This is a genomic window from Streptomyces sp. NBC_00647 (genome assembly GCF_045207245.1).
In the GTDB taxonomy this organism is placed as follows: domain Bacteria; phylum Actinomycetota; class Actinomycetes; order Streptomycetales; family Streptomycetaceae; genus Streptomyces.
Genome location: NZ_CP109040.1, coordinates 8,602,869 through 8,619,765 on the forward strand (window position 1 = coordinate 8,602,869; position 16,897 = coordinate 8,619,765).

General features: G+C 70.7%; 13 protein-coding genes and 3 pseudogenes. 9 read left to right on the forward strand and 7 right to left on the reverse strand.

Annotation, left to right across the window (positions count from 1 at the left end):
• Window positions 1-307: 307 nt before the first annotated feature.
• The 4 genes and pseudogenes from OG788_RS37690 to OG788_RS37705 form a co-directional block, all read left to right on the forward strand.
• A pseudogene (locus OG788_RS37690) lies at window positions 308-472 on the forward strand (pirin family protein); the annotation flags it as partial.
• A gap of 491 nt (window positions 473-963) precedes the next feature.
• Window positions 964-1,758 (forward strand): SigB/SigF/SigG family RNA polymerase sigma factor, encoded by a 795-nt coding sequence (locus tag OG788_RS37695; protein ID WP_406375466.1) that lies wholly within the window; start codon window positions 964-966, stop codon window positions 1,756-1,758.
• Between the two features lie 388 nt (window positions 1,759-2,146).
• Window positions 2,147-2,296 (forward strand): annotated as a pseudogene (locus OG788_RS37700) (ABC transporter permease); the annotation flags it as partial.
• Between the two features lie 79 nt (window positions 2,297-2,375).
• Entirely contained in the window at window positions 2,376-2,981 is a 606-nt protein-coding gene (locus tag OG788_RS37705; protein ID WP_406375467.1) for a hypothetical protein, read from the forward strand.
• On the opposite strand, the pseudogene OG788_RS37710 reads toward OG788_RS37705, so the two are convergent.
• The 7 genes and pseudogenes from OG788_RS37710 to rhaI form a co-directional block, all read right to left on the reverse strand.
• Window positions 2,975-3,346: pseudogene (locus tag OG788_RS37710) on the reverse strand (ATP-binding cassette domain-containing protein); the annotation flags it as partial. The gene OG788_RS37705 and the pseudogene OG788_RS37710 overlap by 7 nt on opposite strands.
• 47 nt (window positions 3,347-3,393) lie before the next feature.
• Window positions 3,394-4,074: a lactate utilization protein C gene (locus tag OG788_RS37715; protein WP_406375468.1), complete on the reverse strand. Its 681-nt coding sequence runs from the start codon at window positions 4,072-4,074 to the stop codon at window positions 3,394-3,396.
• A complete protein-coding gene (locus OG788_RS37720) occupies window positions 4,071-5,549 on the reverse strand; it encodes a LutB/LldF family L-lactate oxidation iron-sulfur protein (protein WP_406375469.1) in 1,479 nt (492 codons plus the stop codon). Before OG788_RS37720 ends, OG788_RS37715 begins: the two co-directional genes overlap by 4 nt.
• The gene (locus OG788_RS37725) at window positions 5,546-6,301 is read right to left on the reverse strand and encodes a (Fe-S)-binding protein (protein WP_406375470.1); all 756 of its coding nucleotides are present in this window, start codon (window positions 6,299-6,301) and stop codon (window positions 5,546-5,548) included. The genes OG788_RS37720 and OG788_RS37725 overlap by 4 nt, the downstream gene beginning before the upstream one ends.
• A 93-nt stretch (window positions 6,302-6,394) precedes the next feature.
• The gene (locus OG788_RS37730; protein WP_406375471.1) at window positions 6,395-7,840 is read right to left on the reverse strand and encodes a rhamnulokinase family protein; all 1,446 of its coding nucleotides are present in this window, start codon (window positions 7,838-7,840) and stop codon (window positions 6,395-6,397) included.
• Between the two features lie 5 nt (window positions 7,841-7,845).
• On the reverse strand, window positions 7,846-9,885 hold the full coding sequence (locus tag OG788_RS37735) for a bifunctional aldolase/short-chain dehydrogenase (RefSeq protein WP_406375472.1): 2,040 nt from the start codon (window positions 9,883-9,885) through the stop codon (window positions 7,846-7,848).
• A 321-nt stretch (window positions 9,886-10,206) separates the two neighbouring features.
• Window positions 10,207-11,367 (reverse strand): L-rhamnose isomerase, encoded by a 1,161-nt coding sequence (gene rhaI / locus OG788_RS37740; RefSeq protein WP_356757891.1) that lies wholly within the window; start codon window positions 11,365-11,367, stop codon window positions 10,207-10,209.
• A 366-nt stretch (window positions 11,368-11,733) separates the two neighbouring features.
• Between rhaI and OG788_RS37745 the strand changes: the two genes are divergently transcribed.
• The 5 genes from OG788_RS37745 to OG788_RS37765 all read left to right on the forward strand — a co-directional run bounded on the left by OG788_RS37745 (window position 11,734) and on the right by OG788_RS37765 (window position 16,893).
• Window positions 11,734-13,251: a sugar ABC transporter ATP-binding protein gene (locus tag OG788_RS37745; protein WP_406375473.1), complete on the forward strand. Its 1,518-nt coding sequence runs from the start codon at window positions 11,734-11,736 to the stop codon at window positions 13,249-13,251.
• A 55-nt stretch (window positions 13,252-13,306) separates the two neighbouring features.
• Window positions 13,307-14,347 carry an ABC transporter permease gene (locus OG788_RS37750; protein ID WP_406375474.1) on the forward strand — a complete coding sequence of 347 codons (1,041 nt, stop codon included), beginning with the start codon at window positions 13,307-13,309 and terminating at the stop codon, window positions 14,345-14,347.
• Window positions 14,340-15,332, forward strand: coding sequence for an ABC transporter permease (locus tag OG788_RS37755; protein ID WP_406375475.1), 993 nt, complete (start codon window positions 14,340-14,342; stop codon window positions 15,330-15,332). The genes OG788_RS37750 and OG788_RS37755 overlap by 8 nt, the downstream gene beginning before the upstream one ends.
• A 36-nt stretch (window positions 15,333-15,368) precedes the next feature.
• Entirely contained in the window at window positions 15,369-16,454 is a 1,086-nt protein-coding gene (gene rhaS, locus OG788_RS37760) for a rhamnose ABC transporter substrate-binding protein (protein ID WP_406375476.1), read from the forward strand.
• A gap of 118 nt (window positions 16,455-16,572) precedes the next feature.
• On the forward strand, window positions 16,573-16,893 hold the full coding sequence (locus OG788_RS37765; protein ID WP_266764286.1) for an L-rhamnose mutarotase: 321 nt from the start codon (window positions 16,573-16,575) through the stop codon (window positions 16,891-16,893).
• Window positions 16,894-16,897 lie beyond the last annotated feature (4 nt).

The window sequence follows — 16,897 nt, forward strand, 5'->3', positions numbered from 1 at the left end:
CACCGAACAGCCGGGTACGCCGTTCCGGGAGGGCCAGGGTGAATCAGGAATTCTGACGCACGTGCTTCGCAGCAACACTCCACGGATCCGTGGACGGCCCCCAGTACCACGCTGACCTGCGAGCTCACCGGCATCACAGAAGTATCGGTTTCGGCCGGAACGGACACCACCACGATCCCGAACGACATCACCCCAGGTCAGGGCAGACAGAAGCACCTCCGGCGCGCACACGGGATTTACCACGCCCCCGGCGCGCACCGAAGGTGCGCTGGATCGCTGACCTGGGAAGAACCGCTGCTTCCGTGGTATGTGGTGGAACTTCATCGGCCGTACTCAGGAGGACATCGAGCACGCCCGCCGGGACTGGGCGGAGGGTTCCCGCTTCGGTGACGTCAAGGGATACGACGGTGCGCCGCTGCCCGCCCCGGCCCTGCCCCCGGTGCCGCTGAAGCCGCGTGGCCGGGTGCGCTGACCCCGTCCCGGAGGCGTGCGGCGGAGCTTCCGAGGGGCGTGGCCGGTTCCGCGTCCGGGAGTCGGCGGGGACGCCCGCACCGGGTGTCGGCCGGTGCGCCCTCGGCCGTGGGCGTCGCATCGGCCGGCGCGGACCGGGCCGCGGGCCATGGAGCGTGCCCGCGCTCACGGCGCCCGGGGCGGCCGCGTGAAGGCGGCGTGAGCGCCCGCGGGCCATGCCTGGTCGGCGCCGTGATCCCGCCGGTGCGAAGGGAGCACCCGGCTCGCGGGGCGTCGTCGCGCTCCAGGGTCGGCCGATCGCCATGCGTGGTCTGATGCACGAATTGGTTTGCGTGTATTCATGCGGGGCATGTGTCGTCTCAGTGCTTCGGACAGGAGGCACGCCCGTGGTAACCGGGTGCACCGGACCGCGAAGGTCTCCTGTCGGCCGTCCGCGCGCTCCCTCCCACGGTGACTGTCCACTCAGCACCTCCTGAGGGAGACGTGAGAGACATGAGCGTCCCGGTCAGTACGAAGCGGCACCCGCACGACGACGCGCCCGACACCGACCCGGCCTTCGTCCGGCTCGCCGAGCTGCCCGACGGCCCCGAGCGCAAGGCGCTGCGCGACGACATCGTCCGGTCCTGGCTGCCCATGGCGCAACGCATCGCCGGCCGGTTCCGCGGCCGGGGTGAATCCGTCGAGGATCTCGTCCAGGTGGCGGCGCTCGGCCTGGTCAAGGCCGTCGACCGGTACGACCCCGGCCGGGGTCACGCCTTCGAGAGCTACGCGATCCCGACCATCACGGGCGAGATCAAGCGCCACTTCCGCGACCACATGTGGATCCTGCATGTGCCGCGCCGCGTCCAGGAGCTGCGCAACCAGGTGCGCGCCGCGCTCACTGAGCTGTCCCAGACGGTGCCGGGACATCGCCCCACCGTCGCCGAGATCGCCGCCTGCGCGCACCTCGACGAGGACGACGTACGGACCGCCCTGGAGGCCCTGGACTGCTGTGCGGCCCTCTCCCTGGACGCCGAGCAGCCGGGCGCCGAGGACGGCAACGCACTGGCCGACGCCCTGGGCGAGCCCGACGCCGGCTTCGATCTGGTCGTCGACCGCGAAGCGGTGAAGCCGCTGCTCGGCGAACTGCCCGAGCGTGAGCGGACCATCCTCTACCTGCGGTTCTTCCGCGGCATGACACAGAGCCGCATCGCCGAGGAGTTCGGCATCTCGCAGATGCACGTGTCCCGGCTGATCAGCACCTGCTGCCACACGGTGCGCGAACAGGCGCTGGCGGACGTCGCGTAGCGCGGTCGCGCGGCACGCGAGTGCTCGCCCGGCCGCCCGGGCCCTTCTCCTCGGCCCGGGCGGCCGGAGGGCGAGCTCACTGCCGAACCCTCCCGGGAACGGTTTGGCTGTGCGCCGCCACTGTTCGCACTACCGAGGTCGGCTCGATCCAAACACCGCGCGCCCCACGGATGCGCGGCTCTTGGACCGGCCGCGCGGCCGAGGGGCCGCACCGCGCGGCTCACGCGGCGGTGGGGCGGGCAGCCGGGACACCCGCGTGGCCCGTACCCGCGAGCCAGTCCCTCCGGTGCCGGTCCGCACCGACTCCTGGCGCCCGACGCGTCCGGCGCCACCCCGTACGGGTCACCACAACGCACGGTCGCCCTCGCCCGCCCGGTGCAATGGACGCGTGACCGCGCCCCCCGACGACCGTCTCGCGCGCAACGAGTGGATCTGCGGCGCGTATCTGAGCACCCGTAGCCAGACCTTCGTCGACGCGACGGTGCAGCACCTCCGGCTCACGGCGGTCTCCGTCCTCGTCGCGCTCGTCCTCGCCGTATCTGCAGGACAAGGGCCTGCTGAAGTGAGGGTGGGTCCGGCGGGCCGGGATTGTCAGTGCCGCGCAGTACGTTGCGTCCATGGGCGTCTATCTGGTCAGCATCGGTGCGCGGGAATGGTTCGGCGAGGACGACGACAGGGACGAGGAACAGGTCGGATTCGGTGAGCTCGCCTCCGCGCTGAACGGCGCGTTGCTGCGGCGCGGCCTGCCGCCGTACACCTTCCTGCCCGAGGAGGCGCCCTTCGTCCGGGGTTCCGGGACGACGTTCGAGGAGAAGCTGGTCCCTCCCATGGAAGGCTTCATCGGGCTGTGCCGGGCCCATCTGTCGGCGGAGGACACCGAGACGCTGTGCGGCTGGTCGGCGCTCGTGCCGATATCGCTGGACGAGGAGATCTGTCTGCCCGTCGAATCCGGTTACGCGCACGAGACGACGGTCGCAGGCGCTCCCCAGGTGCTCGCGATCGCTGAGCGGCTGGCGCGGATCATCGGCCTGCCGCCCGAGATACCGGCGACGTCCGACAACCTGGAGCTGACCACGTGGTTCCTGGACGGGGCGGCGAAGGACACGGCCGCCGTCCGCCCGGGCCCGTGGACCGAAGACCTCGACGCGGCCTTCTACGTGGCGTTGTACCTGCGTGCCGCCCAGCATGTGCTGCGCCGCGGCTGTCCGATCGTGATGTCCTGATCGGTCAGGTCGAGCAGCTCGGCGGCCCGCGCCCGCGCCTTCGCCTTCTTCCAGCCGACCGGCGTCGGAACCGTCGCCGTGTTGTCGCTGACGGTCCGGTGCGGGAACAGACCGACCTGCTGGATGACGTACCCGATCCGCCGCCGCAGCCGCACCGGGTCGACGGTGGCGATGTCCTCGTCGTCCACCAGGATCCGGCCCGACATCGGCTCGATCAGACGGTTCACCATCATCGTCGTCGTCTTGCCGCAGCCCGACGGGCCGACGAGCGTGACGAGTTCGCCCTCGGACACCTCGAAGGAGAGGTCGTCCACGGCCGTCGTTCCGTCCGGGTAGCGCTTGGTGACCTGCTCGAACCGGATCATGACCTCACGCTGGCCGCGCCCGTCACTCAGCGCTCACCAGGCGCCCGTCACCCAGCGCTCACCAGCACCACCTCCAGGGTGCGCGGACCGTGCACCCCCTCGACCCGGTCCAGCTCGATGTCGCTGGTGGCGGAGGGGCCGGAGATCCAGGTCAGCGGGCGCGCCGGATCGAGGCGCTCCATGGCCTGCGGTACGGAGGCCACCACCTGGCCGGGAACCTTGACGACGCAGATGTGGTGGTCCGGGATCAGGGTGATCCGGCGTCGGCCCTGGTCCGGGCCGCCGTCGAGGACGATCGTGCCGGTCTCGGCGATGGCGACGGCACAGCCGGTCACCACACTCCCCACCTCGTCGAGCTCCCGGGGCGTGCTCACGGCACGGTCGTGGACCAGGGTGGGATCCGCCGCCGACATCCACTCCGGCGGGAGTCCCGGAGGCACGAGCACGTGCTGGGTCCCGCGTTCGGCGAGCAGCCGCATGACGAGGTTCGGCAGCTCCTCGTCGGTGCTGCGGTGCACGATCGCCCGGTAGTCCGCCAGGTTCTCCGCGAGCAGATCCACCGTCTCCGCGACACTGCGCGCACCGTGCTCCCGCAGATAGCTCCGGTCGACGGCCTGCTCGTACCGGGGGTCCCGCCCAGGCCGTTCAGGCACCGGGGGAGTGTCGTCCGGGGGTACGTCCGCGAGGGCCCGCCGCACCCGGCCGAGGATCAGATCCCTGCTGCTCACTTCGTCGTGTCCTTTCCGCCCCGCGTGCGCTGCCACCAGTCGCGGAACGACTCGGCCGGGACCACGGGCAGATCACGGGTCTCGCTCCACGCCCTGCCGGGGCCCGGCAGGGTCCGTGGATGGAAGCGCCGGGTCCGGGACGCGAGCCGCTGCCCGGTGCGCAGCGCGCCGGGGTGACTGAACGCCCAGCGGGCGGCGCGCATCGCCGCCCGCTCGGCGGCGTGCCCCTTGGCCGGCTTGAGCACGACCGTGTTCCCGTCCCGCGTCGCCCGGCCGCCCTCCGCGATCCGCTCGCGCAGATGGACGAGGACTTCCGGGATGTCGATGGCGACCGGGCAGACCTCGTAGCAGGCCCCGCACAGCGAGGAGGCGTACGGGAGGGAGGCGTCGATCTCGCTCGCGGTGCCCCGGAGCTGCGGACTGAGGATGGCGCCGATCGGTCCCGGGTAGACCGAGCCGTAGGCGTGGCCGCCCGCCCGTTCGTACACCGGGCAGACGTTGAGACACGCCGAGCAGCGGATGCAGCGCAGTGCCTGGCGGCCGACCTCGTCGGCGAGCGTGTCGGTACGGCCGTTGTCCAGCAGGACCAGGTGGAAGGCCTGGGGGCCGTCCCCGTCCGTGGTGCCCGTCCAGGTCGAGGTGTACGGGTTCATGCGCTCGGCCGTCGAGGAGCGGGGCAGCGTCTGCAGGAACACCTCCAGGTCCCGCCAGGTCGGCACGATCTTCTCGATGCCGACGACCGAGATCAGGGTCTCGGGAAGCGTCAGGCACATGCGGCCGTTGCCCTCGGACTCCACGACGACGAGGGTGCCGGTCTCGGCGACCATGAAGTTGGCACCGGAGATTCCGACTTTGGCTCTCAAGAACTTCTCGCGCAGATGCAGGCGCGCCGCCTCGGCCAGCTCGGCGGGCGTGTCGGTGAGTCCCTCGGGCGCCGGGCGGCCCCACTCGCCCATCTCGCGGACGAAGATGTCACGGATCTCGCCGCGGTTGCGGTGGATCGCGGGGACGAGGATGTGTGACGGCCGGTCCTTGCCCAACTGCACGATGAGTTCGGCGAGATCGGTCTCGTACGCGTGGATGCCCTCGGCCTCGAGCGCCTCGTTGAGGCCGATCTCCTGAGTGGCCATCGACTTGACCTTGACGACCTCGCTCTCGCCGGTCATCTTCACCAGGGCCGTGACGATCCGGTTGGCCTCCTCGGCGTCGGCGGCCCAGTGCACGACGCCACCGGCCGCGGTCACCGCCTCCTCCAACTGCACCAGATAGCGGTCGAGATGACGGAGCGTGTGGTCCTTGATCCGCTTGCCGGCGTCGCGCAGCTCCGCCCAGTCGGAGACCTCGGCCACCGCCTTGGCACGCTTGGCGCGGATGGTGTGCGTGGCGTGGCGCAGATTGCCGCGCAGGGTGGCGTTGTGCACGGCCTCGTGCGCCGCCTTCGGGAAGGCCGGCATACCGACGAACGTTCCGCTCATGCGCTCGGCTCCTCTTCCGTGCTCGCCAGGATCTCCGCGATGTGCACGGGCCGCATCTCCGTCCGGAGGCGGCCCATCGTGCCGCCGATGTGCATCAGACACGAGTTGTCCGCGGCACACAGCACCTCGGCACCCGTCGACTCGGCGTTGCGCACCTTGTCGGCACCCATCGCCGCGGAGACGTCGGAGTTCTTGACGGCGAACGTCCCGCCGAAGCCGCAGCACTCGTCGGCTCCGGGCAGCTCGCGCAGCTCGAGTCCCTTGACGGCCTGGAGCAGCCGGCGCGGCCGGTCGCCGAGGCCCAGGCTGCGCAGGCCGTGACAGGTGGGGTGATAGGTCACCGTGTGCGGGTAGTACGCGCCGACATCCGTCACTCCGAGGACGTCGACGAGGAACTCCGTGAGCTCGTACGTCTTCGGCACGACCGGTGCCAGGGTCCTGGCCAGGGTGTCGCCGCGCCCCTCCGCGCGGGCCCGCTCGCCCATCCGCGGATACAGCTCCCGCACCATCGCCCCGCACGATCCGGACGGCGTCACGATCGCCTCGTAGTTCCCGAACACATCGGAGAAATGCCGGGCGAGCGGCTCGGCCTCATGGCGGTACCCGGTGTTGTAGTGCGCCTGCCCGCAACAGGTCTGACCCATCGGGAAATCGACGTCGACACCCAGTCTGGTCAGCAGTTTCACCACGGCGCGGCCGGTGTCCGGATACAGCGTGTCGTTGACACAGGTCAGGAACAGCGCGATACGCATCGCAGCCCCTTGGTCTCGATCATCGGATGGGTGCAGGGTACGCGGCGGGCGCGCGACGGGGGAGGCAGCGCGCGCCACCGGAGCGGCCGGGTCTCACCGTGCGCCGAGCCGCGCCTCGGCCGCGCGCCACGCCGCCGTGTCGCCCCGCGGTTCGTAGAGGCGGAGCGGCTGCGTGCGCGCCACGAGAGCGCGCATCTCGGCACGTTCGCCGACGAGTCGGTGCGCCCGCGCCTGGACCAGGACGTTGCCGAGCGCGGCCGCCTCCGCCGGTCCCGCCACGACCGGCAGACCGCAGGCGTCGGCGGTGAGCCGGCACAGCAGCTCGTTGCGGGTGCCGCCGCCGACGATGTGCACGACGTCGACCGGATGGTCGGCGAGGGACTGCGCCTCCTCGATCGCCCGGCGGTGGGCGAGCGCGAGGGAGTCGAGGATGCAGCGGGTGATCTCGGCACGGGACTCGGGCACCGGCTGCCCCGAGGCCCGGCAGGCGTCCGCGATCCGTGACGGCATCCGTCCCGGCGCGAGGAACGCCGGGTCGCCCGCGTCCACGACGGAGCGCAGCGGCGCCACCTCGGCGGCGGCCGTGAGGAGTTCACCGAGGTCGGGCCGGCCCCACTCGCGTACGCACTCCTGGAGCAGCCACAGGCCCATGATGTTGCGCAGATAGCGGACCGTGCCGTCCAGGCCCAGTTCGTTGGTGAAGTTGGCGGCCCGGCCGGCCTCGGTGAGGACGGGCGCGTCCAGCTCCAGGCCCGCCAGGGACCAGGTGCCGGTGCAGATGTACGCGAACCGTTCGCCGGTGGCGGGAACGGCGGCCACGGCCGAGGCGGTGTCGTGCGAGCCGACCGTCGTCACCGGCACCGGGCCGGTCATCCCGGTCTCCTCCAGCACGCGCGGCAGCAGGGTCCCGGCCGGGTCGCCGGGACGGCGCAGCGGGGCGAACAGCCCGAGGTCGATACCGAGCCGCTCCGCGAGACCGTACGACCAGTCGCGGGTCCGGGGATCGATCAGCTGGGTGGTGGAGGCGTTGGTGAGCTCGGTGCCCGCCTCGCCCGTGAGCCAGTACGCCAGCAGGTCCGGGATCAGCAACAGGCGCTGCGCGGAGGCGAATTGGACGGAGGAACGCGCGGCCGTCAGCTGGTACAGGGTGTTGAAGGGCGCGTACTGCAACCCCGTCGCCGCGTACAGCTCGGGGGCGGGCACAGTGGCCCACACCTTCTCCGCGACGCCCTCGGTGCGGGCGTCGCGGTAGTGCACCGGGTTGCCGAGCAGCGCCCCGTCCGCGTCCAGCAGGCCGTAGTCCACGGCCCAGCTGTCGATGCCGACGGAGTCGACCTGACCGGCCGCGCGCAGTCCGTCGAGGATCCCCGCGTACAGCGCCAGGATGTCCCAGCGCAGCCCTTCGGGGACCCGGACCGGCCGGTTCGGGAAGCGGTGCGCCTCGGCCAGCTCCAGGGTGTCCGGGCCGACGCGGCCGACCATGACACGCCCGCTGGACGCGCCGAGGTCGACCGCGGCGTAGGTGCGCGGGGCGTTCATCGACGTCATCGCAGGAACGCGGCGGCGACGCCGGCGTCGACCGGGACGTGCAGTCCCGTGGTGTGCGTCAGGTCCCCGCCCGTCAGCGCGAAGACCGCGTTCGCGACATGCTCCGGCAGCACCTCCCGCTTGAGGATGGTCCGCTGGGCGTAGAACTCGCCGAGCTTCTCCTCCTCGATGCCGTACGTCGCCGCCCGCTGCGCGCCCCAGCCGCCCGCGAAGATGCCCGAGCCGCGTACGACCCCGTCGGGGTTGACGCCGTTGACGCGGATGCCGTGTTCGCCCAACTCGGCTGCCAGGAGGCGTACTTGATGCGCCTGGTCGGCCTTGGTCGCGGAGTAGGCGATGTTGTTGGGGCCGGCGAAGACCGCGTTCTTGGACGCGATGTAGACGATGTCGCCGCCCAGTCGCTGCGCGATCATCACCCGGGCCGCCTCGCGCGCGACGAGGAAGGAGCCGCGGGCCATGATGTCGTGCTGGAGGTCCCAGTCCCTCGCGGTGGTCTCGAGCAGCGGCTTGGAGATGGAGATGCCCGCGTTGTTGACCACCAGGTCGACCCCGCCGAAGGCCAGCGCCGCCGCCTTGAAGGCCTCGGCGATCTGCTCCTCGGAGGTGACGTCCACGGCCACGGCGACGGCCTTGTCGGGACCGCCGAGCCCGGCGGCGACCTCGGCGGCGCCCTCGGCGTTCAGGTCCGCGACCACCACACACGCGCCCTCGGCCACCAGCCGCTCGGCGATCGCCCGGCCGATACCGCTGCCCGCGCCCGTCACCAGTGCCACCCGCGTGGCGAGCGGCTTGGGCTTCGGCATCCGCTGGAGCTTGGCCTCCTCGAGGGCCCAGTACTCGATGCGGAACTTCTCCGACTCCTCGATCGGCGCGTACGTCGAGACGGCTTCCGCGCCCCGCATCACGTTGATCGCGTTGACGTAGAACTCGCCCGCCACGCGCGCCGTCTGCTTGTCCTTGCCGAAGGAGAACATCCCGACCCCGGGGACCAGCACGATCGCCGGGTCCGCGCCGCGCATCGCGGGGGAGTCGGGCAGCGCGTGCCGCTCGTAGTAGGCCGCGTACTCCACGCGGTACTCGGCGTGCAGTTCCCCGAGCCGGGCGATCGCGTCCTCGAGGGAGGCGGTCGGCGGCAGATCGAGGACGAGGGGCCTGACCTTGGTGCGCAGGAAGTGGTCCGGGCACGAGGTGCCGAGTGCCGCGAGCCTTTGGTGCTCGGCCCGGGAGAGGAAGTCCAGTATCTCTTCCGAGTCGGTGAAGTGGCCGACCTGCGGACGGTCCTGGGAGGCGATGGCCCGGATGTGCGGCGCGAGTGCCGCTGCCCGCTCGCGGCGGTCCGCCGCGGCCGGCGCCTCGTACCCTTCGATGACGGGCCCGAACGGCTCCGCCTTCCCGCGGTCGGCGAGGAAGGCCTCGGCGGTGCGGATGATGTGCAGCGAGTTGCGCTCGCACTCCTCGGCGGTGGCGCCCCAGGCGGTGATGCCGTGGCCGCCCAGGACACAGCCGACGGCCCCCGGGTTGGCCTCCTTGACCGCCGCGATGTCCAGTCCCAGCTGGAAACCGGGCCGGCGCCACGGCACCCACACCACGCTGTCGCCGAAGCACTCTGCGGTCAGCTTCTCCCCGTCCGCCGCGCAGGCGAGCGCGATCCCCGAGTCGGGGTGCAGATGATCGACGTGCGGGGCGTCGACCAGCCCGTGCATCGCCGTGTCGATGGACGGGGCCGCACCGCCCTTGCCGTGCAGGCAGTAGTCGAACGCGGCGACCATCTCGTCCTCGCGCTCGACACCCGGGTACACCTCGGTCATCGCCCGGAGCCGGTCGAGCCGCAGCACCGCGAGCCCGGCCTCGGTGAGGGTGCCGAGGTCACCGCCCGACCCCTTCACCCACATCAGTTCCACGTCACCGCCGGTCACGGGGTCGGTGTCGGTGCCCTTGGCGGAGGTGTTGCCGCCCGCGTAGTTGGTGTTGCGGGGATCGGCGCCGAGCCGACGCGACCGGGCCAGCAGAGCGGCGGCTTCGGGATGGGGTGCCATGTTCCAGGTCCTTAGAGAGAGTGTGTACGTGAACTGGGGACGAACCCGAGGAGGAGCGCCCGTCAGGGGCGCGGGGAACTGCGCGACCGGCCCACTACGGCCCGCAGTCCGCATCCCGCCTCGCGGGGCAGACGCGGTACGGGGTCGGACCCCGGCCCGCTTCGCCGGGCGGACGCGACACGGAGGGCTGGGCCTCGACTCCGTCGGGGCCCGCGCCCCGACCCCGTCAGGGCCCGCGCGTCGAGGGGCGGCGGGGCGGCACCGGGACCCGAGCCCGCCCCGCCACAGCCCCTCGGTGAGAGAGAAGGCCCCAGTAAGGGGCTAGGCCCCCCACCCGGCCTGGGTGCCCCCGACCCGCTCGGCGGCGATCCGCTCCGCCCACCCCGACCGGTGGTACGCGGCCACCGGGTCGGGGTCGAGCCCCAGCTCGGCACGGACCTCGGCGAGCAGCGGCCGCACGTCCGTGTTGTACGCGTCCATCACCACCGCGTTCGCGGCGAGCACGTCCCCGGCCCGCTGGGCCTCGGCGAGCGCGCCGCGGTCGACGAGGAGAGCCTTCGCGGTGGCCTCCTGCACGTTCATGACCGAGCGGATGATCGCCGGGATCTTCGCCTCGATGTTGTGGCACTGGTCGAGCATGAACGCGACGTCCGGGGAGAAGCCGCCGCCGCGGATCACCTCGTACATGATCCGGAACAGCTGGAAGGGGTCGGCCGCGCCCACCATCAGGTCGTCGTCGGCGTAGAAGCGCGAGTTGAAGTCGAAGGCGCCGAGCTTGTCCTCGCGCAGCAGCGTGGCGACGATGAACTCGATGTTGGTGCCGGGCGCGTGGTGCCCGGTGTCGACCACGACCTGCGCCTTGGGGCCGAGCTTGAGGCAGTGCGCGTACGCCGTGCCCCAGTCGGGGACGTCCGTGGCGTAGAAGGCGGGCTCGAAGAACTTGTACTCCAGCAGCATCCGCTGGTGGTCGCCGAGCCGCGCGTAGACCTGCGCCAGCGCCTCGGCCAGCCGGTCCTGGCGCTCACGCAGATCGTCCTGGCCGGGATAGTTCGTCCCGTCGGCGAACCACAGCTTCAGGTCCTGGGAACCCGTCGCGTCCATGATGTCGACGCATTCGAGCAGGTGATCGACGGCCTTGCGGCGCACCGCAGCGTCCGGGTGGCAGACGGAGCCGAGCCGGTAGTCGTCGTCCTGGAAGGTGTTGGAGTTGATCGCGCCCAGCTTCAGGCCGCGTTCCTCGGCGTGCTTCGCCAGCGCCGCGTAGTCGTCGACCTTGTCCCAGGGGATGTGCAGCGCGACGGTCGGGGCCGCGCCGGTGAACTCGTGCACCTTGGCCGCGTCGTCCAGCTTCTCCTGGGGGGTCCGGGGCACGCCCGGTTGCGCGAACACCTTGAATCGGGTTCCCGAGTTCCCGTACGCCCACGACGGCGTCTCGACGGCCTGGGTCTTGAGCGCGGCCTTCACCGCGGCGAACTCGGTCACTTCGGGACTCCTACGACTTCGAGTGGAACGGCTTCTTCGACGGCTTGCGGAACCGTGTCGCGACGGCTGTCCGGGACGCGTCCCGAGGGAGTTCCCGCAGGGCTTCCCGCGGTGCTGCTCACCGGGCTTCCTGAACGCGACGTCTGAAACGATTCAGGAGCTGAAGCTATGAGCCCCCCGAAGGGCTGTCAACCCCTCCGGCGTGGACCGTTCGCCGTGACTCTGTTGTGACACACGGCTGCCGAAGAATTTCGCCACGAACCCATTGACGTGACCTGGGTGACCTGCCTAACGTCCCGGCAACCCAATTGAAACCTTTCACGACGCTGTGGGGGCCGTCCCGCCGGCGTCGTCGAGGAGCCCCTCATGACCCACCCGTCCGACACGGGACCGACCCCGGTGCTGGCACTGAAGGACCTTTCGAAGTCCTTCGGCGCCGTGCGCGCCCTGCGGGACGTGTCCCTGGAACTGTTCCCCGGCGAGGTGCACGCGCTCGCCGGAGAGAACGGCGCGGGCAAGTCGACCCTCATCAAGACGCTCGCCGGCGTGCACCGACCGGATGCCGGCCAGGTGCTCCTGGACGGCGAACCCACCGTCTTCCACGGTCCCGCGGACGCCCGCGACGCGGGCATCGCGGTGATCTACCAGGAGCCCACGCTCTTCCCCGACCTCTCGATCGCCGAGAACATCTTCATGGGCCGTCAGCCCCGGCGGGCACTCGGCCGCATCGACCACAAGGCGACCCACGCGGCGACCGCCGCCCTGATGAAGCGCCTCGGTGTCGGACTCGACCCCGAGCGCCCGGCACGCGGTCTGTCGATCGCCGACCAGCAGATCGTCGAGATCGCCAAGGCGCTCTCCTTCGACGCCCGTGTCCTGATCATGGACGAGCCGACCGCCGCCCTGACCGGCAGCGAGGTGGCCCGGCTGTTCGGTGTGGTCCGCACCCTGAGCGAACAGGGCTCGGCGGTGCTGTTCATCTCGCACCGGCTGGAGGAGATCTTCCAGATCTGCCGGCGGGTCACGACCCTGCGCGACGGGGCCCTGATATCCAGTGAGCCGCTCGAGGGCATGACGGAGGACGACCTGGTACGCCGGATGGTCGGCCGCGACCTCGACGAGCTCTACCCCAAGCAGGACGTCGAGGCGGGCGAAGTCGCCCTGAGCGTGCGCCGGCTGACCCGGGAGGGCGTCTTCACCGATGTCTCCTTCGACGTCCGGCGCGGCGAGATCGTCGGACTCGCCGGGCTCGTCGGCGCCGGCCGCACGGAGGTCGCGCGCTCGGTGTTCGGCGTGGACCGCTGGGACGCCGGAGAGGTGGAGGTCGACGGCCACGCACTGACGAACGGTGCCCCCTCCACCGCCATGGCCGCCGGGCTCGCCCTCGTCCCCGAGGACCGGCGCGCCCAGGGCCTGGTGATGGACATGTCCATCGAGCGCAACATCGGCCTGACCGGGCTGCGTACGACGGTCAGGGCGGGCCTGATGGACCGCGGCGCCGAGCGCAGCCGCTCCCTCGACTGGGCGGTCAAGCTCCAGGTCAAGTACGCCCGGATCGCCGACACCGTCTCCACGCTGTCCGGCGGCAATCAGCAGAAGGTCGTCCTCGCCAAGTGGCTGGCCACCGGCCCCAAGGTGCTGATCGTCGACGAGCCGACACGCGGCATCGACGTCGGCACCAAGGCCGAAGTGCACCGCCTGCTCAGCGAGTTGGCCGCCGACGGGGTGGCCGTCCTGATGATCTCCTCCGATCTGCCCGAGATCCTCGGCATGGCCGACCGCGTGCTCGTGATGCACGAGGGCCGGCTCACCGCAGAGATCCCACGTTCCGAAGCCACCGAGGAATCCGTGATGGCCGCCGCCACCGGGAGGGCCGCCGCATGACAGCCATCGAGAGGGCTGCCCGAATGACCCCGATCATCCCCCGGAGGGCCGCCGCATGACGGTGACCGCGCCCACTCCCGCCCCCGCCACCGAGGTGCCCAAGTCGAGCGGCACCCGGCTGGTGGACCGCGTCTTCAGGATGCGCGAACTCGCCATCCTGGCCGTCTTCCTGGTGATGATCGTCATCACCCAGATGGGCAACAGCGAGTTCCTCTCCGAGCAGGGCATCAAGGACCTGCTGCTGAACGCGACCATCCTCGTGCTGGTCGCCACCGGCCAGTCCCTCGTCGTCATCACCCGCAACGTCGACCTGTCGGTCGGCTCCACGCTCGGCATCAGCGCCTTCGCGGCCGGCACCTATCTTCAGGGCGGCGGCAATCCCGTCGTCGCGGTGTTCCTCGCGGTACTGCTCGGCATCGGCTGCGGACTCGTCAACGGACTGCTCGTCAGCCTCGGGCAGGTACCCGCGCTGGTCGTCACCCTCGGCACGCTCTACATCATCCGCGGCATCGACTCCATCTGGGTCGGCTCCCGCCAGATCACCGCGGCCGACCTGCCCGGCGGCTTCGTCGACTTCGGCTCCGGCGGCATCTCGGCGGTCCCGTATCTCGCCCTGATCGCCGTGGCCGTGCTGGTGGTCACCGCGTACTACCTCAAGCACTTCGGCAGCGGCCGCGAGCTGTACGCGCTCGGCTCCAACCCCGAGGCCGCGCGCCTGGCCGGCATCCCGGTCCGCAACCGCCTCCTGACCGCGTACATCGTCTGCGGCGGCCTCGCGGGGCTGGCCGGCGCCCTGTACCTCGCCCGGTTCGGCAACGTCGACTCCGGCACCGGCACGGGATACGAACTGACCGTCGTCAGCGCGGTCGTGGTCGGCGGTGTCGTCTTCACCGGCGGCTCCGGCAGCGTCTACGGAGCCGCGCTCGGCGCGCTGCTGCTCACCTCCATCAACAGCGTGCTGCCCGCGCTCGGCGTCAGCTCCGTCTGGGTGCTCGCCATCAACGGCATCCTGCTCATCCTCGCCATCGCGGTCGACCGGATCGTCGCGCTGCGCGTGGCCTCCGCCCTGAAGAAGAGGAACGCCCGTCATGGCTGACTCCGCTCTCGCGCGCGCCGTCCGCTGGGACACGGTCGTCGGCGCCCTCCTCATCGTCCTGCTGCTCTTCTCCTTCTCCCTCGTGGACGGCTTCGGCAACGCGCTCAACCTCTCGTTCCTGATCGGCAACACCCTGCCGATCGCGCTGATCGCCCTGCCGATGACCCTGCTGGTGGTGGCCGGCGAGATCGACCTGTCCGTCGCCTCCACGGCCGGCCTCTCCGGCTCGGTGATGGGCGCCCTGTGGAACCAGGGCATGTCCATCGAGACGATCATCCCGATCTGTCTGCTGCTCGGCGTGGTGTGCGGGCTGGTCAACGGTCTGCTGGTGACCCGGCTCGGCCTGCCGTCCCTCGCCGTCACCATCGGTACGCTCGCCGCCTACCGGGGCATCGCACAGATCGTGCTGGGCTCCGACGCGGTCACCGACTTCCCCACCCAGTACCTGGACTTCGCCGCCGGACGCGTCGGGGACACCTTCGTCCCGCGGGCCCTCCCGCTCTTCCTGGTGCTGCTCGCGACAGCCGTCGTCGTGCTGCACGCCACCCCCTTCGGGCGGTCGGCGTTCGCGATCGGCGCCAACGAGGAAGCCGCCCGCTTCGCCGGCATCCGGGTCAAGCGGCAGAAGCTGCTCCTGTTCGTCGCCACCGGACTCATGGCCTCCCTGACCGGCATCTTCTGGGCCCTGCACTACGCCAGCGCCCGCTACGACAACGCCACCGGACTCGAACTCTCCGTCGTGGCCGCCGTCCTGCTCGGCGGTATCGACTTCGACGGCGGCAAGGGCACGCTCGGCGGCGCCATCGCGGGAGTCTTCCTGCTCGGCGCCCTGCAGAACGTGATGAGTCTCCTCAATGTCTCCGCGCAGTCGCAGATCGTCGTCACCGGCGTTCTGCTCGTCGTCTCCGTGCTCGGCCCCCGGGTCGCACGGCAGATCTCCGTAGCGAGGGCGGGCCGCAGAGCCGCCTCGACTCCGATCTCGTAACCCGCTCCGCTCACCCTCGTAAAGGAACCCTCAGCCATGCGCAAGTCATCGATCCGCCGCACCTGCGCGGCGCTCGCCGCCGTCACCTCCCTCGCCCTGGCCGTCAGCGCCTGCGGCGGCACCACCAAGGACGACGTCAAGGACACGGTCGGCTCGGGCGCCGTCGCCGACGGCAAGGCCGACCCGAACGCGGTCACCAAGAAGGGGCTGACCGTCGGCTTCCTGCCCAAGGCGGTCAACAACCCCTACTTCACCTCCGCGGACACGGGCGGCGAGAAGGCGCTCAAGGAACTGGGCTCCACCTACAAGGAGGTCGGCACCAGCAGCGCCACCGACACCAGCGGCCAGGTGAGTTACGTCAACACGCTCACCCAGCAGCAGGTCGACGCGATGGCCGTCTCCGCGCAGGACCCGGGCGCCCTGTGCACCGCGCTCAAGCAGGCCATGACGAACAAGATCAAGGTAGTCACCTACGACTCCGACACCAAGGCCGACTGCCGCAACGCCTTCGTCTCGCAGGCCAGCGCCGAGGACCTGGGCCGCACCGAGGTGCAGCTGCTCGCGAAGCAGATCGGCTACAAGGGCGAGATCGCGATCCTGTCCGCCGGGCAGACCGCGACCAACCAGAACACCTGGATCGACTTCATGAAGGAGGAGCTGAAGGACCCCAAGTACAAGGACATGAAGCTGGTCAAGGTCGCCTTCGGCAACGACGAGGCCCAGCAGTCCTTCCAGCAGACCCAGGGCCTCCTTCAGGAGCACCCCAAGCTCGCCGGGATCATCTCCCCGACCACCGTCGGCATCAAGGCCGCCGCCCAGTACCTGTCCGGGTCCAAGTACAAGGGCAAGGTCAAGCTGACCGGCCTCGGCACCCCCAACGACATGCGCAAGTACGTCAAGAACGGCACCGTCGAGGGCTTCGAGCTGTGGGACCCGGCGAAGCTCGGTGAACTGGCCGCCCGCACCGCCGTGGCGCTGTCCTCGGGACAGATCACCGGCAAGGAGGGCGAGACCTTCAAGGCCGGCGACATGGGCTCCTTCACCATCGGCAAGGACGGCGCGATCAACCTGGGCAAGCCGACCGTCTTCGACGCGAAGAACATCGACCAGTTCGACTTCTGACGGTCCGACCCCTGACCGTCCGACCTCTGACGGTCCGACGTCTGACGGTCCGACGTCTCGACGTGCTGATGTCCTGCCGGTCCCGCCGGTTCGACTCCCAGGCCCCGGAGGGTCATTGATGCAGCGTGTGTGCTTTCTGCTGAAGGTCCGTGCGGACCGCCTCGACGAGTACCGCGAGCGGCACGCCGCCGTGTGGCCCGAGATGCTCGACGCGCTCTCGGCCACCGGCTGGCACAACTACTCGCTCTTCCTGCGCGAGGACGGCCTGCTCGTCGGCTACCTGGAGACCGAGGACTTCGCGGCCGCGCAGGCCGCCATGGAAGCCACCGACGTCAATGCCCGTTGGCAGGCGGAGATGGCGCCGTTCTTCACATCGCTGGACGGCGCCAGACCCGACGAGGCCATGAAACCCCTCACCGAAGTGTTCCATCTCGCCTGAGCCG

Excerpts from the sequence above, each read along its gene's own strand:
- OG788_RS37725 (WP_406375470.1), bottom strand. The coding sequence starts at position 6,301 with ATGCGTATCGCGCTGTTCCTGACCTGTGTCAACGACACGCTGTATCCG.
- OG788_RS37720 (WP_406375469.1), bottom strand. The coding sequence starts at position 5,549 with ATGAGCGGAACGTTCGTCGGTATGCCGGCCTTCCCGAAGGCGGCGCAC.
- OG788_RS37705 (WP_406375467.1), top strand. The coding sequence starts at position 2,376 with ATGGGCGTCTATCTGGTCAGCATCGGTGCGCGGGAATGGTTCGGCGAG.
- OG788_RS37745 (WP_406375473.1), top strand. The coding sequence starts at position 11,734 with ATGACCCACCCGTCCGACACGGGACCGACCCCGGTGCTGGCACTGAAG.
- rhaS (WP_406375476.1), top strand. The coding sequence starts at position 15,369 with ATGCGCAAGTCATCGATCCGCCGCACCTGCGCGGCGCTCGCCGCCGTC.
- OG788_RS37750 (WP_406375474.1), top strand. The coding sequence starts at position 13,307 with ATGACGGTGACCGCGCCCACTCCCGCCCCCGCCACCGAGGTGCCCAAG.
- OG788_RS37735 (WP_406375472.1), bottom strand. The coding sequence starts at position 9,885 with ATGGCACCCCATCCCGAAGCCGCCGCTCTGCTGGCCCGGTCGCGTCGG.
- OG788_RS37730 (WP_406375471.1), bottom strand. The coding sequence starts at position 7,840 with ATGAACGCCCCGCGCACCTACGCCGCGGTCGACCTCGGCGCGTCCAGC.
- OG788_RS37765 (WP_266764286.1), top strand. The coding sequence starts at position 16,573 with ATGCAGCGTGTGTGCTTTCTGCTGAAGGTCCGTGCGGACCGCCTCGAC.
- OG788_RS37755 (WP_406375475.1), top strand. The coding sequence starts at position 14,340 with ATGGCTGACTCCGCTCTCGCGCGCGCCGTCCGCTGGGACACGGTCGTC.
- OG788_RS37695 (WP_406375466.1), top strand. The coding sequence starts at position 964 with ATGAGCGTCCCGGTCAGTACGAAGCGGCACCCGCACGACGACGCGCCC.